This window comes from Thermosynechococcus sp. QS41 (genome assembly GCF_031583515.1).
Taxonomy (GTDB): Bacteria; Cyanobacteriota; Cyanobacteriia; order Thermosynechococcales; family Thermosynechococcaceae; genus Thermosynechococcus.
In genome coordinates this window covers 2,068,907-2,092,475 of sequence record NZ_CP134181.1, presented here as the reverse complement: position 1 = coordinate 2,092,475, position 23,569 = coordinate 2,068,907, and the positions used below count along the sequence as shown (strand labels likewise).

General features: G+C 52.9%; 24 protein-coding genes and 1 CRISPR repeat array (1 of these 25 only partly in view). Of the genes, 14 read left to right on the top strand and 10 right to left on the bottom strand.

Annotation, left to right across the window (positions count from 1 at the left end; translation table 11 throughout):
• A CRISPR array of direct repeats spans positions 1-1,721; the repeat unit is 36 nt; unit sequence GTTTCCATTAATTCGGCTGGGAAAGAATCCCAGCAC; it reaches 1,258 nt to the left of the window's first position.
• A 295-nt stretch (positions 1,722-2,016) separates the two neighbouring features.
• The 4 genes from RHJ80_RS10335 to tyrS are packed head-to-tail and all read right to left on the bottom strand — an operon-like array spanning position 2,017 to position 7,104.
• A complete protein-coding gene (locus RHJ80_RS10335; RefSeq protein WP_310453765.1) occupies positions 2,017-2,739 on the bottom strand; it encodes a cytochrome c biogenesis protein CcdA in 723 nt (240 codons plus the stop codon).
• Between the two features lie 4 nt (positions 2,740-2,743).
• Positions 2,744-5,482, bottom strand: a complete 2,739-nt coding sequence (locus RHJ80_RS10330) for a pitrilysin family protein (RefSeq protein ID WP_310800932.1) — start codon at positions 5,480-5,482, stop codon at positions 2,744-2,746.
• A gap of 8 nt (positions 5,483-5,490) precedes the next feature.
• The gene (locus RHJ80_RS10325; protein ID WP_310453763.1) at positions 5,491-5,820 is read right to left on the bottom strand and encodes a hypothetical protein; all 330 of its coding nucleotides are present in this window, start codon (positions 5,818-5,820) and stop codon (positions 5,491-5,493) included.
• 57 nt (positions 5,821-5,877) lie between these two features.
• Entirely contained in the window at positions 5,878-7,104 is a 1,227-nt protein-coding gene (tyrS, locus tag RHJ80_RS10320) for a tyrosine--tRNA ligase (protein ID WP_206201686.1), read from the bottom strand.
• Positions 7,105-7,279: 175 nt separating this feature from the next.
• On the opposite strand from tyrS, the gene RHJ80_RS10315 reads away from it, so the two are divergent.
• The 7 genes from RHJ80_RS10315 to gap all read left to right on the top strand — a co-directional run bounded on the left by RHJ80_RS10315 (position 7,280) and on the right by gap (position 14,494).
• A complete protein-coding gene (locus RHJ80_RS10315) occupies positions 7,280-9,211 on the top strand; it encodes a transglycosylase domain-containing protein (RefSeq protein ID WP_399372871.1) in 1,932 nt (643 codons plus the stop codon).
• Positions 9,212-9,407: 196 nt separating this feature from the next.
• A complete protein-coding gene (locus RHJ80_RS10310; protein ID WP_206200092.1) occupies positions 9,408-9,929 on the top strand; it encodes a transcriptional repressor in 522 nt (173 codons plus the stop codon).
• A gap of 3 nt (positions 9,930-9,932) precedes the next feature.
• Complete coding sequence (locus RHJ80_RS10305; protein ID WP_206200091.1) at positions 9,933-10,469, top strand: DUF2808 domain-containing protein; 537 nt, start codon at positions 9,933-9,935, stop codon at positions 10,467-10,469.
• 1 nt (position 10,470) lies between these two features.
• On the top strand, positions 10,471-11,367 hold the full coding sequence (locus RHJ80_RS10300) for an LD-carboxypeptidase (protein WP_206200090.1): 897 nt from the start codon (positions 10,471-10,473) through the stop codon (positions 11,365-11,367).
• A gap of 145 nt (positions 11,368-11,512) precedes the next feature.
• Positions 11,513-13,060 (top strand): NAD(P)H-quinone oxidoreductase subunit N, encoded by a 1,548-nt coding sequence (locus tag RHJ80_RS10295; protein WP_206200089.1) that lies wholly within the window; start codon positions 11,513-11,515, stop codon positions 13,058-13,060.
• Positions 13,061-13,112: 52 nt separating this feature from the next.
• A complete protein-coding gene (locus RHJ80_RS10290; protein WP_302678226.1) occupies positions 13,113-13,448 on the top strand; it encodes a rhodanese-like domain-containing protein in 336 nt (111 codons plus the stop codon).
• A 23-nt stretch (positions 13,449-13,471) separates the two neighbouring features.
• Entirely contained in the window at positions 13,472-14,494 is a 1,023-nt protein-coding gene (gene gap, locus RHJ80_RS10285) for a type I glyceraldehyde-3-phosphate dehydrogenase (protein WP_310743754.1), read from the top strand.
• Here the strand turns inward: gap and RHJ80_RS10280 are convergent.
• Both RHJ80_RS10280 and fabD read right to left on the bottom strand, forming a co-directional pair.
• Positions 14,491-15,126, bottom strand: a complete 636-nt coding sequence (locus tag RHJ80_RS10280; protein ID WP_149819182.1) for a 1-acyl-sn-glycerol-3-phosphate acyltransferase — start codon at positions 15,124-15,126, stop codon at positions 14,491-14,493. The two genes, gap and RHJ80_RS10280, sit on opposite strands and share 4 nt — an antisense overlap.
• A complete protein-coding gene (gene fabD / locus RHJ80_RS10275) occupies positions 15,123-16,013 on the bottom strand; it encodes an ACP S-malonyltransferase (protein WP_206200085.1) in 891 nt (296 codons plus the stop codon). The genes RHJ80_RS10280 and fabD overlap by 4 nt, the downstream gene beginning before the upstream one ends.
• 106 nt (positions 16,014-16,119) lie before the next feature.
• On the opposite strand from fabD, the gene rpsP reads away from it, so the two are divergent.
• From rpsP to RHJ80_RS10255, 4 genes are read left to right on the top strand one after another with little or no spacing between them, the layout of a single operon-like run.
• Positions 16,120-16,371 carry a 30S ribosomal protein S16 gene (gene rpsP, locus RHJ80_RS10270; protein WP_149819178.1) on the top strand — a complete coding sequence of 84 codons (252 nt, stop codon included), beginning with the start codon at positions 16,120-16,122 and terminating at the stop codon, positions 16,369-16,371.
• A 3-nt stretch (positions 16,372-16,374) separates the two neighbouring features.
• A complete protein-coding gene (locus tag RHJ80_RS10265) occupies positions 16,375-16,728 on the top strand; it encodes a KH domain-containing protein (protein WP_181494762.1) in 354 nt (117 codons plus the stop codon).
• 3 nt (positions 16,729-16,731) lie between these two features.
• The gene (rpsU, locus tag RHJ80_RS10260) at positions 16,732-16,905 is read left to right on the top strand and encodes a 30S ribosomal protein S21 (protein WP_015126245.1); all 174 of its coding nucleotides are present in this window, start codon (positions 16,732-16,734) and stop codon (positions 16,903-16,905) included.
• A 9-nt stretch (positions 16,906-16,914) separates the two neighbouring features.
• Entirely contained in the window at positions 16,915-17,937 is a 1,023-nt protein-coding gene (locus RHJ80_RS10255) for a PhoH family protein (protein WP_149819174.1), read from the top strand.
• Here RHJ80_RS10255 and RHJ80_RS10250 read toward each other — a convergent pair.
• Both RHJ80_RS10250 and RHJ80_RS10245 read right to left on the bottom strand, forming a co-directional pair.
• Positions 17,882-18,604 carry a superoxide dismutase gene (locus RHJ80_RS10250; protein WP_310800931.1) on the bottom strand — a complete coding sequence of 241 codons (723 nt, stop codon included), beginning with the start codon at positions 18,602-18,604 and terminating at the stop codon, positions 17,882-17,884. The two genes, RHJ80_RS10255 and RHJ80_RS10250, sit on opposite strands and share 56 nt — an antisense overlap.
• 46 nt (positions 18,605-18,650) lie before the next feature.
• Positions 18,651-18,932 (bottom strand): hypothetical protein, encoded by a 282-nt coding sequence (locus tag RHJ80_RS10245; RefSeq protein WP_310800930.1) that lies wholly within the window; start codon positions 18,930-18,932, stop codon positions 18,651-18,653.
• A 232-nt stretch (positions 18,933-19,164) separates the two neighbouring features.
• Between RHJ80_RS10245 and RHJ80_RS10240 the strand changes: the two genes are divergently transcribed.
• Positions 19,165-19,848, top strand: a complete 684-nt coding sequence (locus tag RHJ80_RS10240) for a hypothetical protein (RefSeq protein WP_310800929.1) — start codon at positions 19,165-19,167, stop codon at positions 19,846-19,848.
• Between the two features lie 71 nt (positions 19,849-19,919).
• Here RHJ80_RS10240 and RHJ80_RS10235 read toward each other — a convergent pair whose 3' ends face one another.
• Positions 19,920-20,105 carry an NblA/ycf18 family protein gene (locus RHJ80_RS10235; protein WP_024125509.1) on the bottom strand — a complete coding sequence of 62 codons (186 nt, stop codon included), beginning with the start codon at positions 20,103-20,105 and terminating at the stop codon, positions 19,920-19,922.
• 204 nt (positions 20,106-20,309) lie between these two features.
• On the opposite strand from RHJ80_RS10235, the gene lpxD reads away from it, so the two are divergent.
• Together lpxD and RHJ80_RS10225 are read left to right on the top strand one after the other, a co-directional pair.
• Positions 20,310-21,326, top strand: a complete 1,017-nt coding sequence (gene lpxD, locus RHJ80_RS10230) for a UDP-3-O-(3-hydroxymyristoyl)glucosamine N-acyltransferase (protein ID WP_206200081.1) — start codon at positions 20,310-20,312, stop codon at positions 21,324-21,326.
• 113 nt (positions 21,327-21,439) lie between these two features.
• Positions 21,440-22,399: a hypothetical protein gene (locus tag RHJ80_RS10225; protein ID WP_310800928.1), complete on the top strand. Its 960-nt coding sequence runs from the start codon at positions 21,440-21,442 to the stop codon at positions 22,397-22,399.
• Here RHJ80_RS10225 and RHJ80_RS10220 read toward each other — a convergent pair.
• Positions 22,396-23,538 (bottom strand): histidine kinase, encoded by a 1,143-nt coding sequence (locus RHJ80_RS10220; protein ID WP_206200079.1) that lies wholly within the window; start codon positions 23,536-23,538, stop codon positions 22,396-22,398. The two genes, RHJ80_RS10225 and RHJ80_RS10220, sit on opposite strands and share 4 nt — an antisense overlap.
• Between the last annotated feature and the right edge of the window lie 31 nt (positions 23,539-23,569).

Sequence of the window (23,569 nt, the reverse complement as noted above, 5' to 3'; positions counted from 1 at the left end):
TCACTTCTTTCTGATCATTCATCGAGTCCAAAAGTTTCCATTAATTCGGCTGGGAAAGAATCCCAGCACACTTCTAAGTTATCTTAAAAGAAGGGCTAGATGGAGTTTCCATTAATTCGGCTGGGAAAGAATCCCAGCACATACACAGCATAAGTCTTTTGTAAATTCTCTGACGGGTTTCCATTAATTCGGCTGGGAAAGAATCCCAGCACGATCTGTTTGAATTGTTTCGTTATTTTCTTCTGGTTTCCATTAATTCGGCTGGGAAAGAATCCCAGCACTCTTTTCCTAAATCAAAAGTCGGTTCTCCTTCTATAGTTTCCATTAATTCGGCTGGGAAAGAATCCCAGCACATTGCGCTTTGTGAACTAGCGGACTAGCAACTTTAAGTTTCCATTAATTCGGCTGGGAAAGAATCCCAGCACAACTTAGTGTGTGGAGAGAGTTAGAAGAACTAAGTGTTTCCATTAATTCGGCTGGGAAAGAATCCCAGCACGAGCTTTGCAGGAACGGCAATTGCACCTGCAGTTTGTAGTTTCCATTAATTCGGCTGGGAAAGAATCCCAGCACCAGGAAGTGAGGTTGGGGGCAAGAAACCGCTATAGTTTCCATTAATTCGGCTGGGAAAGAATCCCAGCACGCAGATTGCCGATGAGTTGGAGTTAAAATTAATCGAGTTTCCATTAATTCGGCTGGGAAAGAATCCCAGCACTCTAAGTCTTTCGAATTTACAATTGTGGCTTTTCTTGTTTCCATTAATTCGGCTGGGAAAGAATCCCAGCACTGCAAATGGGCTGAGTTAGCAGTATTACTGGGATGTTTCCATTAATTCGGCTGGGAAAGAATCCCAGCACTTACCTGATGATCACTTTTTAGTTTGTATAGAAAGTTTCCATTAATTCGGCTGGGAAAGAATCCCAGCACCTCCGCGAAAACTTAATGCGCGAAATTGCGCGTCAACTTGCAGTTTCCATTAATTCGGCTGGGAAAGAATCCCAGCACAGGAGACAACGCAAAATTAATCGAAGATTTTGCTGTTTCCATTAATTCGGCTGGGAAAGAATCCCAGCACCTATATATACAAAGTAGTAAAGCGGCCATTATTGGCGTTTCCATTAATTCGGCTGGGAAAGAATCCCAGCACTATGCTGTTGCACAAATACTTGTTCCCAGAGGAGTTTCCATTAATTCGGCTGGGAAAGAATCCCAGCACCTCGAAATACTTTATATATTTAGAGTTACAAGGAGGCGTTTCCATTAATTCGGCTGGGAAAGAATCCCAGCACAAAGTAACCATTACTGAACAAAATGGCCTTTACAGTTTCCATTAATTCGGCTGGGAAAGAATCCCAGCACATCCGATATGGCAGCAAATTTTTTGAGCTGCCAAAAGTTTCCATTAATTCGGCTGGGAAAGAATCCCAGCACAAATTAATACATAGTTTCTGATTTAAAAGGCATCGTGGTTTCCATTAATTCGGCTGGGAAAGAATCCCAGCACCAGCATGAAAATGAAATTTGGAGCAGTAAATAAACGTTTCCATTAATTCGGCTGGGAAAGAATCCCAGCACGTTTATTTACTGCCCCAAACTTCATTTTTAAGCTGGAGGTTTCCATTAATTCGGCTGGGAAAGAATCCCAGCACTTCTTTCCCAAACCACAAACTAATTCAGACGATTTGAAGGTTTCCATTAATTCGGCTGGGAAAGAATCCCAGCACGGCACCCTCCTAGAAGGTGCTCTACGACTACTATAGCACAGGTCATTTTCAAGCACCTAGACGGGATCATTTTTTTGTTTTTGTAAAATTTTTAGATCCACAGGGTCACAGGACGTGAAAGTCACTCTGGAACTGAATTTCGGGAAAATTCAAGCACCTCCAAATCTGTTAGAAATTGCTCAAAGCGTTGTGGAGACTGGGTTTGAGAAAATTGCCGAGCTGAGAGGATATTTTTGTCCAGAGGTGCTTGCATGGCTACCGCCATCGGCCAACCACTGCCCCTTTGGCTTGAGCACTAAAGACGAATGGCTAAAGCAATGACGCCAAAAGCAATGAGGAGCACACCGCTCACAGGGGTAATCCAACTCGACCACTGCCGCAGTGCCAAGAGCCTTTGCAAGGCACCGCTAAATACTCCGACTAAAATCAGCGGCGCGACATACCCTGTTGTATAGGCCAACAGCAGACCAGCCCCCACCACTAGCTTTTGGGTTGTGGCCACCCATGCCAGCAGCGTTGCCAAGACCGGCGTACTACAGGGTGCTGCCACAAGGCCAAATGTTGCCCCTAGGGTATAAGCTTGCAACCCCGCAGGAACCCGAGCCGGCAGTTCCTCTAGGAAGCGACTGCGGGGAAAGCTCAGGGGCAAGGCATTGAGCAAATTTAAGCCCATGGCGATCGCCACCAAGCTCACCACGATCGTTAACCCCCAGCCCACCTGACCATAGATGCGACCAGCAACAGCAGCAATCATCCCCAACAGGGTTAAGGTGGTTGCGAGGCCAAGGGCAAAGCCAAGAGACTGGCGCAAGACGGAGCTATTTTGCTTTGTAGCGTAGCCGGCGATGTACCCGACAGTAATTGGCAGCATCGAAAGGGTGCAGGGAGTCAGACTTGTGAGCAGTCCCGCCAGAAACACAATACCGACACTGATCACGGTGAGATCACTCAGTTGAGCCGTCACCCATTGGTTGGCCCACTGTTCTAGGTGGTAAAGTCCTAAGGTTAAGCTGGCCATCGTTCTAGGGGCTAAAGGAAACACTAGGACCGGCAGTGACAATCACCAGTCGCTCTGGATCAATCAGATCCCGCAGAGTGTGATTAACTTCATCCAAGGTCACCTGCTGCAGGCGATCGCTAAACTGCTGGAGTTCTTCTGGGGGTAAATCCACGCTGGCATTCCCTACAAGCGTCCGCGCCACCACATCCACATTGGCCAATTCGACAAGGTAAGTATTACTGAGGCTGCGCTTGGCGGCTCCGAGTTCGGCGGCGGTGAATCCTTGGCGGTGGGCATCCCTGAGAAGTTGCAAGGTGGCCTGAATGGCCTTGGCGGTATCCTCAGGGGCGGTTTGCAATTGAATGATAAAAGGCCCTGCCTGACGACTGGCACTAAAGAAGCTGTAGATGCCATAGGTCAACCCTTGGCGATCGCGAATCTCTGTGCCCAAGCGACTGGCCAGCGTGTCTCCCCCTAGGATGTGATTCATCAGCATCGCTGCGTAGAAGCGAGGATCGCGGCGATCGATCCCCGGCGTCCCCAGATAGGTAATCGCTTGGCTCTTACCGGCAATCACCGCATTCTTAAAGAGGGTTTGCTCGGGCGGCGAAACCGCAGGAAAGGTTAGGGACAGGGGATCCGTTTGGGGTTGCCACGAGCCAAAAATTTCATTGAGGCGCGATCGCACCTCCACTGGGTCAAAATCTCCCACGAGGGTCAAAATCGTGTGATCGGGGGTATAGGCGGCACGATAAAAGTTCAACAGGTCTGGGCGTTGAATTGCTTGTACAGATTCAGGAGTGGCAAAGGGATGCAGGGGATGATTGGCGGGATAGAGGGTTTCTTGCAGGACGCGGCGCCCCCAGCGCACAGGATCATCCGCCTCAAGACTCAGAGCCGTGAGATAGCGCTGCTGGCTGAGCTGAAACTCCGACTCTGGGAAGGTGGCCTCCTGAAGCACTTCACCAAGGGTTTGCAACAGCGTGGGCAGTTCACTGGCCAAGGCATAGCCCTCAATATTCACTCCATCGCGGAAGGCGCTGAATTCTAGGCTAATGCCGCGATCCTCAAGGGTTTGTGCCAGCGTCAGGGCATTTTTGCGCCGCGTGCCATTGAGCAGGTTCGCAGCCGTCAGGTGAGCCACCCCCGGTTGGGTCAAGAGATCGTAGGCCGTTCCAGCGTCAATGCGCCCCGCCAGCGTAATCGTTGGTGTACTGCGATCCACGAGTAAGAGCACCCGCAGGCCATTTTTCAGGGTAAAGGTTTCCACCCCGTTGCTTTTGACCTCAGGGGCAGCCTGCCCACTCCCTTGGGGTAAATAGGCGGCAATGGTTTGCGGATCTACAGGCTCACCGACAAGATTATGGGCGGTGGTTTGGGCACCCGGCCGACCTGAAAGCTCAACATCGGCAAATTCACTGGGAATAAATTCCCCCACAATCCAGCGATCGCGCCCAAAGTAGGTTTGCACCACTCGTTGAACATCCGCAGCCGTGACTTTTTCAATGGCCGCAAGGTGGCGATCGCTAAAGCGGTAATCTCCCGTCAGGGTTTCATCGTTGGCTAGTTGACTGGCTTGGGCATCAATGTCGCGATTGCGCAGGATAAAGTTGGCCTTGAGCTGTTGTTTGGCGCGTTGCAGTTCAGCGGCACTCAAGGGACGCTCTGCCAGCTGGTTCAGAATCTGGCCAATGGTCTGCTCAATGGTCTCAAGGGATTGCTCCGGGGCCGCGATCGCGCCAATTTCAAACCAGCCCCCCGCCTGTAACGCGGCCACATAGGAGTAGGCCGAACTGGCTTGACCCGTTTCCATCAATTCCTGATACAAGTACGAACTGCGTCCGCCACTGAGGAGCATATCCAGCACATCCAAGGCCGCCTGATCTGGATGGGTCATCGCTGGAATGGGTACCAAAATCTGTAATAGCGGCGCACTTCCCGGTTCTGTGAGGCGAATTCGCTGGGCTTGACCTGCTGTTGGCGGCGGTAATGAAGGAGACTTTAGAGGGTCGGTTGGCCGAGGAATCTGCCCAAAGGTTTTCTTGACCAGTTCCAGTGCCCTTGGGGGACGGACATCGCCAGCAATCACCACAACCGCATTATCAGGACGATAGTACTGGTGATAAAAACTCTTCACCGCTGGCAGGGTAAACTGCTCCACATCACTGGCCGTTCCCCCCACTGGCAAGCCGTAGGGATGATGGGGATAGAGGGCGGCCATCACGGCTCGACTGAGGCGATATTCAGGACTATTTTCATAGCCTTGCAGCTCCGAGATCACCACCCGTTTTTCACTCTCAAGGGCATCGGGGGTCATCAGGGTATTGCGCAGGCGATCCGCCTCGAGAATCAGCAGTGGTTCTAGTTGGTCAGCGCGCACCGTATGGTGGTAGGCGGTCATGTCGTAGCTGGTAAAGGCATTGGAAGAACTGCCAAGGGCATAAAACAACTGACCAAACTGGACGGGACGGCTCTTGGTGCCCTTAAACATCAAATGCTCCAGTTGGTGGGCAATCCCATTTTCCCCCTTGGGCTCATGGCGCGAACCCACGCGATACCACACCTGCAAACTCACCACAGGGGCGGTGGGAATCTCTTTAATCAGAACCGTGAGGCCATTGTCTAAAACGGTTTTGGTCACACCACTACTGAGTCCTGCGACGGGGTTCAGGGGAAAAATCACAGCCAAACTGGTACTCAAGAGCATCAAGCCAATAAATAAGAAGATCTTAACGAATTGTGGAACCAGCCCTAGGGTCATCGTTGTAGCTAATTCCCTTGGTGGGCGATCGCGCTCACAAGGGTAGTAATTGCCGGGGAAAGACTCGCCAGAACAACAACGGATGCCGCCGCAATAATGATCGTTGTTGCCATCCGCACCATGGCATCGGTTCCCCGTTGATAAACTTCAAACTTGTACTCTTGATTTTTGACCTGTGTTGCTAACTCACTCACATCCCCTTGCAGTTTGTGCACATCAGTTTGGAGCTTTTCGACATCCGTTTGTAGTTTTTCAACATCGGTGCCGAGTTTCTCCACATCTACACGCAGCGCCTGCAACTCGCTGAGTACCTTGGCTTGAAATTCCTGCTCGCTCATCCTACACATTCTCTGCACCACCTCATCTTCATTCTGGCAGAGAATGCCAACTGCCACCTAAGGTACAAAGCGCAGGAATTTTTTCTTACCCACTTGCAGCACTTGGTTCACATAGGGTTCCGGTGCCGTGAGGGTAAAGTCCACATCCGTAATTTTTTCGCCGTTGAGACGCACCCCACCCCCTTGGATCTGTCGCCGCGCTTCGCTGCTACTGGGGCAGAGTTTGGTGTGACTGAGCACATAAGTCAGCTTCACAGGGAACTGAAACTCCCCAAGGGAATACTCTGGAATCGATCCCGCCTGTGCCGTTTGTCCTTGGGTGACGATCGCGGCTAGTTCCGCTTGGGTTTGCAGGGCGAGATCGCGCCCATGGTACTGACTCACGACTTCTAGGGCTAAGGCCTTCTGGCGATCGCGGGGATTGGTGGGTAAACTGTCCAAAGGCAAATCCGTGAGCAACTCAATGTATTGGTTCACCAAGGCATCGGGAATTTTCTCCAGCTTGGAGTACATACTGGCTGCCGACTCCGTAAGCGCCACATAGTTGCCAAGGGACTTCGACATTTTCTGTACTCCGTCCGTCCCCACCAAAATCGGCATCAGCAGACCAAATTGCACGGTGGGCAAGCGAAAATGGCGCTGTAAATCGCGACCCACAGCAATGTTAAATTTTTGATCGGTACCCCCCAGTTCCACATCTGCCGCCACCGCCACTGAATCATAGCCCTGCATCAATGGATAGAGAAACTCATGGAGAAAAATGGGCGTTTCCTTGGCGTAGCGTTCGGCAAACCCCTCCTTGGCCAGCATTTGGCCAACAGTCATCGTTCCCAGTAGCTCGAGAATTTTCCGCAAGTCCAGCTTGGCGAGCCACTCCGAGTTGTAGCGAATTTCTAAGCGGCCGGGGGTCTCAAAATCCAAAATGGGCTTCACTTGCTCAAGGTAGGTTTGCACATTGGTTGCCACCTCCTCAGGGGTGAGTTGTTTGCGCACCTCCGACTTCCCTGTGGGATCGCCAATTTGAGCCGTAAAGTCACCAATAATCAGCACGGCACAGTGCCCCGCATCCTGAAACTGGCGTAACTTGCGCAGGACAATGCTATGACCGAGGTGAATTTCGCTGCCCGTGGGATCAATGCCAAGCTTAATTCGCAGCGGGCGCTCCATTTGCCGCAAATAGACCCAGAGATTTTCTTCGGGTTTGGTGGAATCAGGGACATGGGGAAAGGTTTCGACAACGCCGCGCTGCAGCCGTGCAATTGTGGCCTCAAGGTCTGAAGACATCACTTGATTGGGCATTGGATTGGGCATTCGATTTGGGCGAGGACATTTTCTGGTCTAGGATGGCTATGATAGCAATCAATTGCGATCGCGGGGCCATTTTGCCATCCCCTACTTTTATCCCAATAAAAAAATCATATACGAAGTAAAAAATAATTGGCGTAAGGAAGCGACTGTCGTGTCCACCACTACCCTTGGCAAACACCCCTCCCAAACCCGCCCCCAAGATGAAAACTTCTGGCGTGGGGTCCTGCGAATTGCTAACCGTACCTTCCTTGTCGGGATGACCTTTGGTTGTGCGGCAATCGGCGGGGGGCTGCTGGGCTTGGCGATTAGCTTTCGGAATTTGCCGGATGTGCGATCGCTGCGGGGCTACATTCCCAGTGAAACGACGCACATTTACGATGCTAAGGGCACCCTCCTTGTCAGCCTTCACGATGAAGAAAACCGCGAAGTCGTTCCCCTCAGCGAAATTTCGCCCAGTTTGAAGCTGGCTGTGATGGCGATCGAAGACAGTAGCTTCTATCAGCATCGCGGTATTAATCCCATTGGTATTTCCCGTGCCTTAATGGTCAACCTCACCTCGGGGCGTACCGTACAGGGTGGCTCTACCCTGACGATGCAATTGGTGAAAAATCTCTTTTTGTCTCAAGATCGCTCCATTAGTCGTAAAGTGGCTGAGGCTGTCCTGGCCATGCGCCTCGAGCAGATCTTCAGCAAAGATGAAATTTTGGAGATGTACCTCAATCAAGTCTATTGGGGACATAACACTTACGGCGTACAAACCGCCGCCCAAAGCTACTTCAAAAAAAATGCCGCTGATCTCACGCTTGCCGAAGCTGCCATGATGGCTGGCATTATCCAAGCGCCCGAGGCCTATAGCCCCTTTGTGGATTTTGACCTCGCCAAAGAACGGCAGCAATTGGTGCTGGATCGGATGGTGGAATTGGATTGGATCACCCCCCAGGAGGCGGCTGCTGCTGCCCAAGAACCGATCAAGCTGGGGGAAATTACCTCCTTCCAGCGCAGTCGCAGTCCTTGGATTACCGATGCTGTGTTGCAGGAGTTGACCCGCCAATTTGGTCGTGAAGCGGTCATCCGTGGGGGAATGCGGGTACAAAGTAGCCTTGATGTCAAGGTGCAAAAAATGGCCGAAGAGGCAATCCAACGCGGCTATCAAACCCTACGGGGCAGTGGTGTGCGCGCCGATCAGTTGGCTTTGGCGGCGGTAGATCCACGAACGCACTATGTCAAAGCCCTTGTCGGCGGTGTGGACTACAACCGCAGTCAGTTTAATCGCGCCACCCAAGCGATGCGTCAGCCGGGGTCTGCCTTTAAGCCCTTTGTCTTTTATGCTGCCTATGCCAGTGGCAAATATACGCCCGATTCTGGAATTAACGACTCACCCGTTAGGTATCGCGATGGCAGTGGGTGGTATGTGCCGCGAAATTACGATGGCTCCTTTATGGGTGGGATGTCTATGCGTATGGCTTTGGCCATGTCCCGCAATATTCCTGCCATTGTTCTTGGCCAAGAGGTGGGTATTGAGCGCGTTATTGAAATTTGCCGTACCCTTGGCATTACCAGTCCCATGCTTCCTGTGGTTTCTCTACCTCTGGGGGCGGTGGATCTGACGCCCTTGGAAATGGCCGCTGCCTATGCCACATTCGCCAACAATGGCTGGCAATCCCCCACCACGACGATTATTCAAGTTACGGATAATAATGGCAATTTGCTCTTGGATCACACCCCTCGCCCCAAACTGGTGCTGGATCCTTGGGCGGCCGCAGCCATCAATGACACGATGAAAAGTGTGATCACCAGTGGGACAGGCACAGGTGCCAACATTGGCCGACCCGCCGCAGGGAAAACAGGCACCACCTCTTCTGAGCGGGATATTTGGTTTGTCGGTTATGTGCCGCAACTCTCAGCCGCGGTTTGGGCAGGGAATGACAACTATGCGCCCCTCGGGCAGGGGGCAACGGGGGGTGGCTTTATGGCACCCATTTGGCGGGATTTCATGAGTCAGGCACTCAAGGATGTGCCCGTCGAAGACTTTACCCCGATGTCGAAGTTCCAGCGACCCAAGCCGCAGCGGCAAACAAATTAAGGATTGGTTTTTGAACTGGGTTCTGCGCCATTGAACCCATTGATGATTGCTTGGGTTGTGCTTGGGCGTTGCAACTCATTTGCAGAAAGTTCAGTAAAACTATTGTAATTATTCTCAATAAGCTGTGGTTGTTGCAAATGACACTTGTTGTCGGCTATCATGCAAACCAAATATCGGCAGATCAGGCGAATCTCCTATGCCACTTTATACAGCAGCAGCCTTAAAGGCAGAACTGAACGAGAAGGGCTGGCGGTTGACGCCACAGCGAGAAACCATTCTCAATATTTTCCAGAATCTGCCTAAGGGCAACCACCTGAGTGCTGAAGACCTGCACCATGAGTTGCGTAAACAGGGACACTCCATTAGTTTATCCACCGTTTATCGCACTGTGAAGTTGATGTCACGGATGGGTATTCTGCGGGAGTTGGAACTGGCCGAGGGACACAAGCACTACGAACTCAATACAATGTCTCCGCACCACCATCACCACATGGTGTGCGTGCAATGCAACCGCACAATGGAGTTCGACAATGATACGATTCTCAAGCAGGCTCTGAAGCAGACGGAGAAGTATGGTGTGCAATTGATTGATTGCCAACTGACGATCTATACCATTTGTCCAGAGGCGTTGCGGCGCGGTTACCCCGGCCTGCCGGAAAACTGGGTCTGTAGTAGCGCGATCGCCCACGGCACAGAACCCCCCTCGCGGGGTAAATAAGGGATGCGACGACCCTTCGCGATCGCCCTTGTTGGCATAGCTGCTTTGCCCCCTCAGAGCCTAGGGGTTGAGTTTCCCGATGGTCGGGTGGCCTTTGATCAGCCACCCATTTTTGTTGAAGCCAATACCCGCTATCCTCAAGTGTGGCTAACGAATACCACCTACAACTTCATTGTGCAGATACCGACCACCGCAGGCGAACCCCTTGCCCGGCTCGACATTCAACAACTGCCCGGCATTGAGACGATTTACTTTTTGCCCCAACGTACCCGTGTTTTTATCGGCGATCGCTCCCGCCAGCCGATTCCCTTGGGCAAGGTGACCTTTGATGGCCATTCAGCGCTGCTCACAGTGACCTTTGATCCCCCTGTGCCACCGGGGTGGTACCTGCGGGTTGAGGTTGCTCCTGTGCGCAATCCCCAATGGGATGGGACGTATCTTTTTGCTGTGACAGCCTTTCCTCGGGGAGGAGATCGCGCCATAGGTCAAAATATCGGCACGGGGCGCTTGCAGTTTTACCGCAATTCTAATTTTTTCTAACGTGACCGTCTTTGCAACATTACCGCCGCCGCTTCAGCCGGGCGATCGCCTTGCCGTCGCCTTTCCTAGTGGTGTCCTCCGCCAAAGGGAACCTTTTTGGCAGGGAGTGGCCTGTTGGCAAGCTCAGGGCTATGAGGTGATTGTCGATGAGGCGGCCTTTGCCGGCTGGGGCTACCTTGCGGGTGCCGATCAACAGCGGCGCGATCGCCTGCGGCACTTATTGCAAGATGATTCTATTAAGGGTATTCTCTGCGGGCGGGGCGGATTTGGAGCGACTCGTCTGTTGGAGCAGTGGCAGTGGCCAGCGGTATCGCCGAAATGGCTGATTGGTTTTTCGGATATTACGGCTTTGCTGTGGAGCTATGCTAACCAAGGGGTGGCCGGTGTCCATGGCCCAGTACTCACCACGCTGGCGGCAGAACCCCTTTGGAGTCAGCAGCGGCTTTTTGATCTGGTGCGGGGCAAACCCCTAGAGCCGCTCTTGGGAACGGGTTGGGGGGGCGGTGTGGTGCAGGGTCGTCTTTTGGTGGGGAATTTAACAGTCGCGACTCATTTACTGGGGACGCCTGATTGTCCTTCTTTTGAGAATGTGATCTTAGCCCTAGAGGATGTGGGTGAAGCCCCCTATCGCATTGACCGCATGTTGACGCAGTGGCGCCGCAGTGGTGTGTTGCATCAGATTCAGGGGATTGCCCTCGGTCGTTTTAGTCGCTGTGAGGATCCCACCACCCAACCCAATTTTCGCGTGATTGAGGTTTTGGGCGATCGCTTGGCGGATTTGGGGCTTCCCATTGTCAGTGACTTGCCCTTTGGCCATGAGGGGGTCAATGCTGCCTTACCGGTGGGGGTGGCAGCTGAGCTAGATGGCGATCGCGGCTCTTTGCGGCTATTGCTCTGACCCAAAATCAAAATACCACCTCTGCCAGTGCCGAGATTGGTAAAAACTAATCCCACTCATAAGCAGAAGGCGATCGCGGGCAACCAATGAAATGAAAATCTGGGTGATAAGATATGGGGGATTCCATCAAGGCGCGTAAAGAGTTATGGATTTGGTGACACTGGCCGGACAGCTGAATGCAGGCACCATTTTGCCGGAAACCATCGTGATTGTGACGCTGCTTGTTGTCCTCCTAGCAGATTTGATTCAGGGACGCCAAGCCGATCGCTGGACCCCCTACTTTGCCATTGTCGGTTTAGGGGGAGCGATCGCCACGATGATTCCCCTGTGGACTCAGCCCGACACCGTCAGTTTCTTTGGCAGCTTTATTTCTGATCACCTCAGCCTCTTCTTCCGGGGACTGATTGCCCTTTCAGCCTTGGGCACGATTCTCATGTCCATTCGCTATGTTGAGCAAACCGGCAGTTCCCTCGGCGAATTTATGACGATTCTGTTGACGGCCACGGTGGGTGGCATGTTCATTGCCGGTGCCCAAGAACTGGTGTTTATCTTTGTGGCGCTAGAGACCCTGAGTATTGCCTCCTATCTGCTCACCGGCTACACCAAGCGCGATAGCCGCTCCAACGAAGCCGCCTTGAAATATCTCCTGATTGGTGCGGCCAGTTCTGCCATTTTCCTCTATGGATCGTCACTGTTGTATGGCCTCTCCGGTGGGCACACCCAGTTACCAGAAATTGCCCAAGCTCTCTCTGGGGAATCCTTGGGTCTGGTGGTGGCCTTAGTGTTTGTTATTGCTGGCATTAGTTTCAAAATTTCGGCAGTGCCCTTTCACCAATGGACGCCCGATGTTTATGAGGGTGCCCCTACGCCTGTGGTTGCCTTTCTCTCCGTTGGCTCCAAAGCGGCTGGGTTTGCCCTTGCCATTCGCTTTTTGACCTTGGCCTTCCCCAGTGTCACCGATCAGTGGCAACTCATCTTTACGGTGTTGGCGATCCTGAGCATGATTCTTGGCAATGTGGTTGCCCTTGCCCAAACCAGCATGAAGCGGATGCTGGCCTACTCCTCCATTGGCCAGGCGGGGTTTGTGATGATTGGTTTTGTCGTTGGCACTGAGGCAGGTTATGCCAGTATGCTCTTTTACCTGCTGGTGTACCTCTTCATGAACCTTGGCGCTTTTACCTGTGTGATTCTCTTCTCCCTGCGCACGGGTACCGATCAAATTAGTGAGTATGCCGGCCTCTATCAAAAAGACCCGTTGCTGACCCTCGGCCTGAGCCTCTGCCTGCTTTCCTTAGGCGGGATTCCTCCCTTGGCCGGCTTTTTTGGCAAAATTTACCTCTTCTGGGCGGGTTGGCAAGCCGGTGCCTATGGTCTGGTGCTGCTGGGTCTATTAACGAGTGTGATCTCGATTTACTACTACATTCGTGTTGTCAAGATGATGGTGGTCAAGGAACCCCAAGAAATGTCCCTAGCTGTGCAAAATTATCCCGAGGTTTCTTGGTCAACCTTTGGCATGCGTCCGTTGCAGGTGGGTCTAGTGATGACGGTGATTGCCACCTCCTTGGCGGGTATCTTGGCCAATCCCCTCTTTAACTTGGTGAATACGGCAGTACTAGATGTGCCCCAAGTGGCTCATCAACCGACGGCGATCGAGGTGGCCTACCAAAGCCTACCGCCGGCAGGTAAATCTTAAGGATGACTTTAGTACGATCCCCGATCTATCCCCCTAGAATCAAGGGGAAGCCATGCTAGGACAAATCACAGTGGTGGAATTGGCGCAACGCCTAGCCACAGAGGCGGATACCTTGCAACTCATTGATGTGCGGGAACCAGAGGAGTGGGCGATTGTTCACCTCCCCCATTTCACCCTTTTGCCCCTGAGTGCGTTTCCCCAATGGTCGCCCCAAATTTGCCAGCTCCTTGATCCAGATCGGGAAACCTTGGTACTCTGCCACCACGGTGTGCGATCGGCGCAAATGGGTCACTGGTTGATTCAGCAGGGATTCCGTAATGTGAAAAACATTGTCGGTGGTATTGATGCCTATGCTGCGGCAGTGGATCCAACCCTACCCCGTTATTAGTTGATTGCCTTGGGAGAGTTTTCATGACCTTGAAAGTCGGTATTAATGGCTTTGGCCGCATTGGCCGCTTGGTGCTACGGGCGGGTCTCGCCTGCGACAATATTCAGTTTGTCGGCATTAACGATCTCGTGCCTGCGGATAACCTTGCCTACCTCTTTAAGTACGATTCCACCCACGGCATCTATCCGGGGATCGTCAAGGCCACGGCAGAGGGCATTGAAATTGATGGTAAGTTCATTCCCTGTACGGCCATTCGCAATCCCGCAGAACTGCCTTGGGGATCGGTTGGCGCCGACTACATTGTTGAATCCACCGGTCTATTTACCGGCTATGATGGCGCCTCGCAGCATCTTGAGGCCGGTGCGAAACGAGTGGTGATTTCAGCCCCCACCAAGGATGCCGACAAGGTGAAAACAATTGTCGTTGGTGTTAATGATGCGGCCTTTGATCCAGCGGTGGATGTGATTGTCTCTAATGCCAGTTGCACGACAAATTGCTTGGCACCGGTGGCGAAGGTCCTACATCAAACCTTTGGGCTAGCTGAGGGCTTGATGACCACGGTGCACTCTGTCACCGCAACCCAACCGACGGTGGATGGTTCTAGTAAGAAGGATTGGCGCGGCGGCCGCGGGGCTGGCCAAAATATTATTCCCGCCTCTACCGGCGCTGCTAAAGCGGTGACACTGGTGTTGCCCGAACTCAAGGGCAAGTTGACGGGGATGGCCTTTCGCGTTCCTACGCCCGATGTGTCGGTGGTGGATTTAACCTTCAAAACTGAGAAGGCCACGAGCTATGACGAGATTTGTGCGGCAATGAAGGCAGCGGCTGAGGGGGATCTCAAGGGAATTCTCGGCTATACCGAGGAGGCCGTTGTCTCCAGTGATTTTATTGGCGATGGCCGCTCCAGTATCTTTGATGCCACAGCCGGGATCCAACTCAATGCCAATTTCTTTAAGGTGGTGGCTTGGTACGACAATGAGTGGGGCTATTCCTGCCGTGTGGTGGATCTCCTGAAATTGATGGCCGCTAAGGATGGTCTGCTCTAGCGACCCAAGTCATGGAGACGGTGGATCACTTCGCAGCAGTGCTGTGTGACTGCTTCTAGGGCAGGGCGATCGCCCGAAGCCGGGGGGGGAATGGGGGCACCAATGCGCACCGTAATCGGAACCGGTCGGGGAAATCCACCTTTTTTGAGAATCTCTTGGGTTCCCCAAAGGCAGACGGGCAATAGAGGCGCCTGAGCTTTGGCGGCAATGAGTGCTGCCCCCAATTTCGGATCATAGATGCGCCCATCTTTCGTGCGCGTGCCCTCCAAAAAGACCCCCACTGCCCAACCCTGTTCTAGAGCTTTGAGGGCGGCCTGCAATGCGCGGCGATCGCCGGCTCCCCGCTTCACAGGATAGGCACCATACCACCGAATCAATGTCCGAAAAATGGGAATCTGGAATAATTCCTCCTTGGCCATCCAAGCCACCGGTCGGCGCACACAGTTAGAAATCAGGGGTGGATCAAAGTAGCTGGCATGATTGGCTACCACCACCAGTGGCCCTCGCAGCGGTACCTGATGGGCACCATAGATGCGCCCGCGAAAGTAGGTGTGCAGGAGTGGACTCACCACTGACCATTTGAAAAGATGGTAGAGGAGCAAACTGATCAGCGGCTCGCGATCGCGACTCACCCAAGGCTCTCCAAACTAGCGATCGTGGCAATGCTGGTAACGGTGATCTCTGGGGTCGTGCGTTTAACCAAGCCTGCCAATACGTTGCCGGGACCAATTTCAAAGGCTTGGGTCACCCCCGCTGCCGCAAGGGCATGACAGGTGTCCACCCACCGCACAGAGCCGGTCATCTGCGATCGCAAGCGTGCCTTGATCACCGCTGCATCTGTTGTCGGTTCAGGTTCGACATTGTTCAAAACGGGAAAGATCGCCTCGTGGAAGGTGTACTCCTCCAGCAGCGTGGCAAACGTGGCTGCGGCCTCCGCCATAAACGGGGAATGAAAAGCCCCACTCACATTCAAGGGAACCGCTCGCTTCACCTTAATTTTGCCTAGCACCGCGTCCACCGCTGCCGGCAGCCCCGAAATCACCACCTGCCCCGGATGGTTATCATTGGCCAGAACCACATTGGCTGTGCTGGCGATCGCCTCTTGCAACTGCTCGCGGTCAAAGCCAATCAAGGCCACCATCTTGCCCCCCCCGGCGGCATTCATCAGTTCGGCTCGCCGCTGCACTAACTTCAGTCCTGTTGTAAAGTCAAAAACCTCCGCCGCATAGAGGGCAACATATTCGCCGAGACTATGCCCCGCAACAAAGTCCGCTTTTGCCCCCCGTTCCTTGAGAGCATCCACAAGCAAGCTCTCCACCAGAAACAAACTCGGCTGGGTATAGAGGGTTTGATCTAAGTTACCGATACGACCTGCACAGCACTCAATGACCGACCACCCCAAAATAGCCGCTGCCTGTGCGCACCGCTCCTCGGCTGGGGGATAGGCCGTTAGCAAATCCGCCATCATTTCTGGATGTTGCGACCCTTGGCCGGGAAATAACCATGCTGTCTTTGTCATCGGCAGTGCTCAACTCGAACCGCAATCTACTTTACCCGATTTGGGATGTCCGTTATACTAGAAAATTGTCGATAAAAATCTGCCCCTTTTATCTCCATAGGCTGACATGATTAAACTGCGTCTCAAACGCTACGGCAAAAAACGGAACGCCACCTATCGGATTGTGGCCATGAATAATACGGATCGCCGCGATGGGCGTGCCCTCGAAGAATTGGGCTTCTACGATCCGATCCGTGATGAAGTGCGCCTTAAGGAAGAGGCTATCAAGCGGCGTTTGGCGCAGGGCGCACAACCCACAGATACCGTGCGGCGGCTGTTTGTCAAAGCAAATCTTCTCCCTGAAACTGCCAAAAAATAGGCAATGACTGAGTCGGCTGCCCCCAATTACGCTGCCTTGATTCGCTTCCTGCTGGAACCCTTTATGGAAGCACCAGAAACCCTACGGCTGCATGCGGAATTTTCCCCTGCCAATTCTCGCATCTGGGTACGCCTTGCCTTTGCTGGCGAGGATAAGGGACGGGTCTATGGCCGTGGCGGTCGCAATCTCCATGCCATTCGAGCGGTTTTACAGGCTGCTGCCCAAGCCGCCGGTCAGCAGGTTTACTTAGATGTCTATGACGATGCCAAAAGTACACCTAAAATAGATCATCAAGGGAGCGATCGCCCCCGACGATCCCGTCGTCGTTCTTATCCATCATCAAGGAGGCAAAGTTAGCGCGTGTCTGAAGTGCGTTTAGGTGAAAACGAATCCATTGAGTCCGCTCTACGGCGATTCAAGAAAAAAATCCAAAAAGCGGGCATTCTTTCGGAAGTCAAACGGCGTGAACGTTATGAGAAACCCAGCCTGCGCCGCAAACGCAAACAGGAGGCCGCCCGCAAGCGCAATCGCTAAGCCTTGGGTATGACCACGAGGGAAAGCCTCACGATTGACCTCCACAGCACTGAGAGTGCGATCGCCCTTGTCGGTGAGCAAGAAGCCAACCTGCGCATCTTTGCCGCCCAAACAGGGGCGACCCTTGTTTTAAGGGGGCGGGATCTCTACATCACTGGTACCCCTGCTCAAATCCAACTCTGCCAACAACTGATTCAAGACCTCGGTACCCTCTGGCGCGAGGGGCGTCCTGTGTCTGGGGTAGATATTCTCACCGTCCGCCATGCCTACGACACCCAGCAGCGGGAAGCCCTCCAAGAGCTGCAACAGGATATTCTGGCTCGCACCCGTCGCGGCGACATTATTCGTGCCAAAACCTTTCGCCAGCGCCAGTACATTCAAGCCATTCGCAGCCACACACTCACCTTTGGCATTGGGCCAGCGGGCACCGGCAAAACCTTCTTGGCCACCGTTCTAGCCGTCCAAGCGCTACTGTCGGGTACTTATGAGCGGTTGATTTTGACACGGCCTGCGGTGGAAGCAGGGGAGCGGCTCGGCTTTTTGCCGGGAGATTTACAGCAAAAAATTGATCCCTATTTGCGTCCCCTCTACGATGCTCTTTACGAACTAGTGGAGCCGGAGAAAATTAGTAACCTGATGGAGCGGGGGGTGATTGAAGTGGCTCCCTTGGCCTATATGCGAGGGCGTACCCTCAATAATGCCTTTGTCATCCTCGATGAGGCCCAGAACACTACCCCTGCCCAAATGAAAATGGTGTTGACCCGCATTGGTTTTAACTCCTGCTTGGTGGTGACGGGGGACTTGACACAAACCGATCTACCAGAACATCAAACCTCCGGCCTCAGTGTGGCCACGAAAATTCTCAAAGATGTCGAAGGGATCGCGTTTTGTTATCTAACCAAGGGGGATGTGATTCGCCATCCCCTTGTCGAGCGAATTATTGATGCCTACGATCGCCATGAGCAGGCCTTGCTTACTAAGTCAAAAGAGCGCGCATCTGGGCGTAGCGATCGCTCAGCCAAGGCCAATTAACCACCTGCCACCAAGCCTCTAGGTACTGATCGCGACGGTTGCGATAGGTCAGGTAGTAGGCATGCTCCCACAAATCATTGCCCAAGATCGGCACTTGCCCTTGCATCAGCGGCGAATCTTGGTTCAGTGTGGTGGTAATGGCCAGATTTCCTTGGGGCGTCAGCACAAGCCAGACCCAGCCACTGCCAAAGTGCTTCAGACCTGCCTGCTGAAACTGGGTTTGAAACGCTGAGAACGAGCCAAAGGTGGTTGCAATTGCTGTGGCCAACTCCTCCGTGGGTTCACCGCCCCCATTCGGTGCCATACTTTGCCAAAAGAGGGAATGGTTGGCATGGCCGCCGCCGTGGTTGCGCACGGTTTGTTGGATGGCGGTGGGTAGTTGGCGAATGTGGCGCAGTAAATCCTCAATGGGTAGCCCCTGCCATTGCCGGTAGGGCGTCAGTGCCTTGTTCAGCGTCTTCACATAGGCCGCATGGTGTTTGTCGTGGTGTAGCTGCATCGTCTCCGCATCAATCACTGGCTCTAGGGCATCGTAGCCGTAGGGCAAAGGCGGCAGCGTATAAATTTCTGACGGCTCACTTTCAGCCACGGCTGGGCGCGATCGCAACCAGAGTGTAGCGGCACTGCCGACGAGGAGGCCGAGGGTTTGACGACGGGTTAGGGGCATAGCGAGTACGTGAAATGTTCCCGCTAATAGTTTAAGTCCCGCAGGATTATTCTTGGCGCAGTAGGAGTTGTTGAGCTTGGCTGGGCGTCAGCAGTTGGCCATCCACTTCAATTTGTAGCACCTTGTCAGCGGATGGTTGCAGCATCGTACTGGCCTCACGGCGGTCTTGAGAACGCCACTGATTTTGCCAAAGGCGGTTCATTTCCGAGGATTCAAAGCCGGTGGTCGGGGAAATGGGATTCAAGATCGGGGGCAGGGGAGTCGCCAACGTGGCCAAGGGATAACATATCCCCAGCCACACCACGCTCAGCAGCAGTGGACGAGTCATATATCAATACCTCTTAGGAGCGATCGCAAATAATTTTTACAGTAGGCTTCTTCTAACCGCTTATTTTTTTCACCAAGGTCAGCCCTCATTCTTATTATATCCTCTGGAACTAAAGTCCTTTTTGGGTTTTTTCCCTCGTACTGAAGCGTTGAAGCTACCAAGCTTCTGTATTGTTTCCTAAGTTATGATGGTAAGGCATACGCACCAGTTTGTTGGCAATTATCAATCCAGAATGACACAGGCATACACCCCTGAAGATGTTTGGCGATTATTGGCAGAGCTACTGGCGGCTCAAAAGGAAACAGAACGCCGATTTCAGGAAACAGATCGGCGATTTCAAGAGACTGACCGGCGTTTTCAGGATCTTGAACAGCGATTTCAGGAAACGGCTCAACGTTTTCAAGAAACAGATCGGCGGTTCCAAGAGACTGACCGGCGTTTTCAAGAAACCGAACGGTTGCTCCGAGAAGAAGCACGGCAGCTCAACCAACAAATTGGCAAACTGGGCAATCGCCTTGGGGAATTTGTGGAGTGGCAAGTCCGCCCAGCCGTGTTGCGCTTATTTCAGAGTCGGGGAATTGCTGTTTCTCAACTCTACAGTGATGTGATTCTTCAAGACGGCAACGAGAGTTTAGAAATTGATCTGTTGGTCGTTAACACCGATGAAGCCGTTCTCATCGAAGTGAAAACAAAACTTAGCCAAGGGGATGTTGATGAACATTTAGAGCGGATTGCGAAATTTCGCCGTCTAGCTCACCAGTATCGTGGCACCAAACTCTTGGGTGCCGTGGCAGGGATGATTGTGCCGCCCGAGGTGGCTCGCTACGCTTATCGGCAAGGTTTGTTTGTGTTGGCGCAGTCGGGGGATGGGGTGACGATTCTCAACGACCCGCAGTTTCAGCCCCGTGCGTGGTAGGCCACTATCCCCTACTTGATTCGACGGAGGAAGCAAGGTGGAGAAAGAGGTCCGTCCCACACCTGTGTGACCTAGGCAGCGCGTTTGACCAAGGAGCGAATGACGTTGTCTTTCATCATCAATAGGCGAGAGGCTTGCAACAGTAGCTCACGCGCTTCCTGAAGGCTCATGGCACTCACTTGCTCCTCCATCACCCGCATTTGAAACTCCTGTTCAAAGCTGAGGTCAACATTCAGTTCGGGGAAGCGTTGCTCCATAGAATGTACTCCTTACTCCATGTTATCGGGCATACGTGTTAAAAAATATAACAAACACATTGACAAAGTTGCCACTCAATGAATATCACCCGTGCAAAGGATAAAATGTTCAGTATGAACGATTTCGCTAAATTCTTGATCGGTTTCACAAACGAGACCTGATAGACTGAGCTAAAACTCAAGTTTGATGATGAGGACGGCAAGATGCGGTTGGCAGAGGTGGCCGAACGGTTTGGGGCAACCCTTGATTGTCCAGAGCAGGGCGATCGCCCCGTGTTGGGGGTAGCCCCCTTAGAAACAGCAACAGCCACGGATATCTCTTTTCTGGCCAATCCGAAGTACACCGCTCTATTGCAGACCACGGCAGCGGCTGCTGTGTTTGTCCGTCCCGATTTTCAAGGGGAGGCTGCCTGTCCCCTGCTGCGGGTGCCCCATCCCTACCTTGCCTTTGCCAAATGTATTGAATGGTTTTATCCGCAACCCAAACCCTCCGCCAAAATTCACCCGACGGCAATTCTGGGAGCCGATGTCGTCTTGGGAGCTGAGGTGACCATTGGTGCCTATACCGTGATTGGCGATCGCGTGCGCATTGGCGATCGCACAGTAATTGATAGTCATTGCACGCTCTACGATGATGTGGTGGTTGGCGCCGATTGCCGTATCTATAGCCACTGTGCCCTGCGGGAGCGGGTACAATTGGGCGATCGCGTCATTCTGCAAAATAGTGTTGTCCTCGGCGGTGATGGCTTTGGCTATGTGCCTCTGCCCGATGGTCGCCACTATAAAATTCCGCAAGTGGGCACCGTGGTCATTGGCAATGATGTCGAAATTGGTGCCGGCACAACGATTGATCGCGCCACCCTCGGAGAGACTACTGTGGCGAATGGCACGAAGATTGACAACCTGACGATGGTGGCTCACAACTGTACCATCGGTGAAAACGCGATTCTCTGTGCTCAAGTGGGCTTAGCGGGTTCGACCCACATTGGTAATCATGTCGTTCTGGCGGGACAGGTGGGGGCAGCGGGTCATTTGACCATTGGCGATCGCACCATTGTCTCTGCTAAATCCGGCATCAGTAGCTCTGTCCCCCCAGATAGCCGCATGGGGGGGATTCCGGCCATGGATCAAACCCTCTACCTCAAGGTTTCAGCCGCAGTGAAGCAGCTGCCGGATCTCCTCAAGCGAGTGCGCCAATTGGAAGCAAAGGTAGGGGGATAGCATAGATATTCTAACCACCCTCTATAGTGGAATTAAGGGCTAGGGTTGCCTTTTGGATCGTTCATCATAGGGTGAGGGGCAATGGGTCACACGAATCTGCGACACTAAAGCTTATGACTCCTCCAGCAGCCATTCGATTACTGCCCAGTGATCAGGAATTGTTCCAAGCGCTCCTTGGCTACCATGAACTGACAACCAAGGCAGACAAGCAAGCAGCCTTACTTACCTTGCTCCAGCGCGATCGCGCCCAAGTCATTGTCAAAAGCATTGCCCAAGCTGCCTTTCCCCAAACGGCCTTTAACTTTGCCCTCTGGATGCTCAACCATGACTTGGTGACGCTAGATTGGCTCTACGACATCACCTACCGCATTTCCACCCAAGGCTGCCAAGAAACGATTGATCTGCGCTTGCTCTACAGCAGCCTCAAACATCTCAGTCCAGGGGATGCAGCCATTGTCTTGGGTCAAACCGATGCTGCTCTTAAGGCCATTCGCCTTGATGACTTGGATCTAGCAACCTTGATTACGACATTGGAACCGGGGATAGCCATTAGTTTGCTCTCTTGGTTTGTCACCTTTAAGAAAATCACGACAGTGGATCTGGAATACATCAGCCAAATTGTCCAGAAGGTGAAACCTAACGCCGAACCACCCCAAGAGACCACTGAGATTCACTCCCAACCCCTCGTCCCTGAACCCCACATCATTGAACTCACCCTTGAAGACAAATTGCTGGATTTGAATTTGCAATTGGGGGGCACAGAAACAGAGATTCTACCCAAGGTTTTGGATCGCTTTTTATTTCGGCGGACCCGTGAAGATAAGGTGGTCTATCGTCCCAATACACAGGTGGTACGCCTTGCCCGCGTTGGCGAAGAGCGCCGTGACATTCCTGTGCCAGTGCGCAGTGCCAAAACATGGCCACCGGGAGTCTATGTGATCTATCGCGAGCAGGAATCCCTACAACTGATGCGCTTGCCAGATAACGAGTTCTACGAAATTTTGCCCCTTGGGCCTGATCCCTATCTGCGCGCTGAAACGATCGCCCGCATGGTTAAGGAAGGGCAGCGCTAGCTATAAACGGGCAGTGTGAAGTGAAAGCAACTGCCTTTTCCCGGTTGGGAGTCCACCCAAATCTGGCCGTAGTGCATACGAATAATTTGGCGGCAAAGGGCAAGGCCAATGCCATAGCCTTCAATGGTGCGATCGCGATCGAGGCGAACCGTCTCGCCAAAAATTTTTTCCTGCTGCTCAATGGGAATACCGGGGCCAGTGTCACAGACGGTAACTTGTACTTTTTGAGTCATGCGGTGAAAGGCGCTCAGGTGGATTTTGCCCCCTTCAGGAGTGTATTTACAGGCATTGTCCAGCAGATTAACAAGGACCTGACGAATGCGATCGCCATCGCCATAGACCAAGGGTAAATCCAAAGGAATGTCGGTGGTAAAGTGCTGCTTTTTACGTTCAAAATTGAGGCGCACATCCTCAACCGTTTCTTGGCACAGTTGTCGCAGATCCAGTTGCCGCGCCATAATTTGCAGCTTATCTTGGGGCCCGCGCGCCGCTAAGAGTAAATCCGTAATCAGTTGTCCCATTATCTGGGTTTGACTGCGGGCATGGTGAAACAGGCGTTGGATGTCCTCAGTATGGAGTTGCTGAGTGCTCTCTTCCTGAAGGTTGGCTTCGAGGGTTTCAAGGGCAATGCCAACAGCAGTGAGGGGGTTACGCAACTCATGGGCCAGCAAGCCAATAATCCGATCTTTAAATTGCAGTTGTTCGGCAAGGCGATCGCGCTCTTGGCGCAGTTGAAACAGCTCATCCTTCAGGCGGCTGAGTTCCATCGAGCAATCGGACTGCTCCGCTGCCGACTTTTGCATATCTGCCTGTAGGCCGAGAGCCACTTCCCGCTGCCAGCGCGGCCACCAATAGTCTACTTTTTGCAGCAGCTTACGACCAGCGAGGGTTTGACGCGGTTCAGGACGGACTTTAATCAAGGCAGGCGTGGCAACCAGCTTGTACTCCTCTAGGAGATAGGGCTGCTCACCTATGGGCACCACTTTTAACTCAAAGCCAAAGTTCGAGGGTAGTTGCTGAATGTGGGCTTGAATAGCAGCGGTTTCCTCTTCATCGCCCGGACGATTGGCAACAAACAGGAGCAAACTGAGCGGCGGTGTCGTTTCTTGGGTAGAACTGGCATCCGCAGACGCTTTCATTGAATCACCGGCGAGTATTCTCAGGGGCAAC

What these genes read in the sequence shown, in the direction of transcription:
- RHJ80_RS10335 (WP_310453765.1), bottom strand. Translation starts at nt 2,739, where the DNA reads ATGGCCAGCTTAACCTTAGGACTTTACCACCTAGAACAGTGGGCCAAC.
- RHJ80_RS10330 (WP_310800932.1), bottom strand. Translation starts at nt 5,482, where the DNA reads ATGACCCTAGGGCTGGTTCCACAATTCGTTAAGATCTTCTTATTTATT.
- RHJ80_RS10325 (WP_310453763.1), bottom strand. Translation starts at nt 5,820, where the DNA reads ATGAGCGAGCAGGAATTTCAAGCCAAGGTACTCAGCGAGTTGCAGGCG.
- tyrS (WP_206201686.1), bottom strand. Translation starts at nt 7,104, where the DNA reads ATGTCTTCAGACCTTGAGGCCACAATTGCACGGCTGCAGCGCGGCGTT.
- RHJ80_RS10310 (WP_206200092.1), top strand. Translation starts at nt 9,408, where the DNA reads ATGCCACTTTATACAGCAGCAGCCTTAAAGGCAGAACTGAACGAGAAG.
- RHJ80_RS10305 (WP_206200091.1), top strand. Translation starts at nt 9,933, where the DNA reads ATGCGACGACCCTTCGCGATCGCCCTTGTTGGCATAGCTGCTTTGCCC.
- RHJ80_RS10295 (WP_206200089.1), top strand. Translation starts at nt 11,513, where the DNA reads ATGGATTTGGTGACACTGGCCGGACAGCTGAATGCAGGCACCATTTTG.
- RHJ80_RS10290 (WP_302678226.1), top strand. Translation starts at nt 13,113, where the DNA reads ATGCTAGGACAAATCACAGTGGTGGAATTGGCGCAACGCCTAGCCACA.
- gap (WP_310743754.1), top strand. Translation starts at nt 13,472, where the DNA reads ATGACCTTGAAAGTCGGTATTAATGGCTTTGGCCGCATTGGCCGCTTG.
- fabD (WP_206200085.1), bottom strand. Translation starts at nt 16,013, where the DNA reads ATGACAAAGACAGCATGGTTATTTCCCGGCCAAGGGTCGCAACATCCA.
- rpsP (WP_149819178.1), top strand. Translation starts at nt 16,120, where the DNA reads ATGATTAAACTGCGTCTCAAACGCTACGGCAAAAAACGGAACGCCACC.
- RHJ80_RS10265 (WP_181494762.1), top strand. Translation starts at nt 16,375, where the DNA reads ATGACTGAGTCGGCTGCCCCCAATTACGCTGCCTTGATTCGCTTCCTG.
- RHJ80_RS10255 (WP_149819174.1), top strand. Translation starts at nt 16,915, where the DNA reads ATGACCACGAGGGAAAGCCTCACGATTGACCTCCACAGCACTGAGAGT.
- RHJ80_RS10250 (WP_310800931.1), bottom strand. Translation starts at nt 18,604, where the DNA reads ATGCCCCTAACCCGTCGTCAAACCCTCGGCCTCCTCGTCGGCAGTGCC.
- RHJ80_RS10245 (WP_310800930.1), bottom strand. Translation starts at nt 18,932, where the DNA reads ATGACTCGTCCACTGCTGCTGAGCGTGGTGTGGCTGGGGATATGTTAT.
- RHJ80_RS10240 (WP_310800929.1), top strand. Translation starts at nt 19,165, where the DNA reads ATGACACAGGCATACACCCCTGAAGATGTTTGGCGATTATTGGCAGAG.
- RHJ80_RS10235 (WP_024125509.1), bottom strand. Translation starts at nt 20,105, where the DNA reads ATGGAGCAACGCTTCCCCGAACTGAATGTTGACCTCAGCTTTGAACAG.
- lpxD (WP_206200081.1), top strand. Translation starts at nt 20,310, where the DNA reads ATGCGGTTGGCAGAGGTGGCCGAACGGTTTGGGGCAACCCTTGATTGT.
- RHJ80_RS10225 (WP_310800928.1), top strand. Translation starts at nt 21,440, where the DNA reads ATGACTCCTCCAGCAGCCATTCGATTACTGCCCAGTGATCAGGAATTG.
- RHJ80_RS10220 (WP_206200079.1), bottom strand. Translation starts at nt 23,538, where the DNA reads ATGAAAGCGTCTGCGGATGCCAGTTCTACCCAAGAAACGACACCGCCG.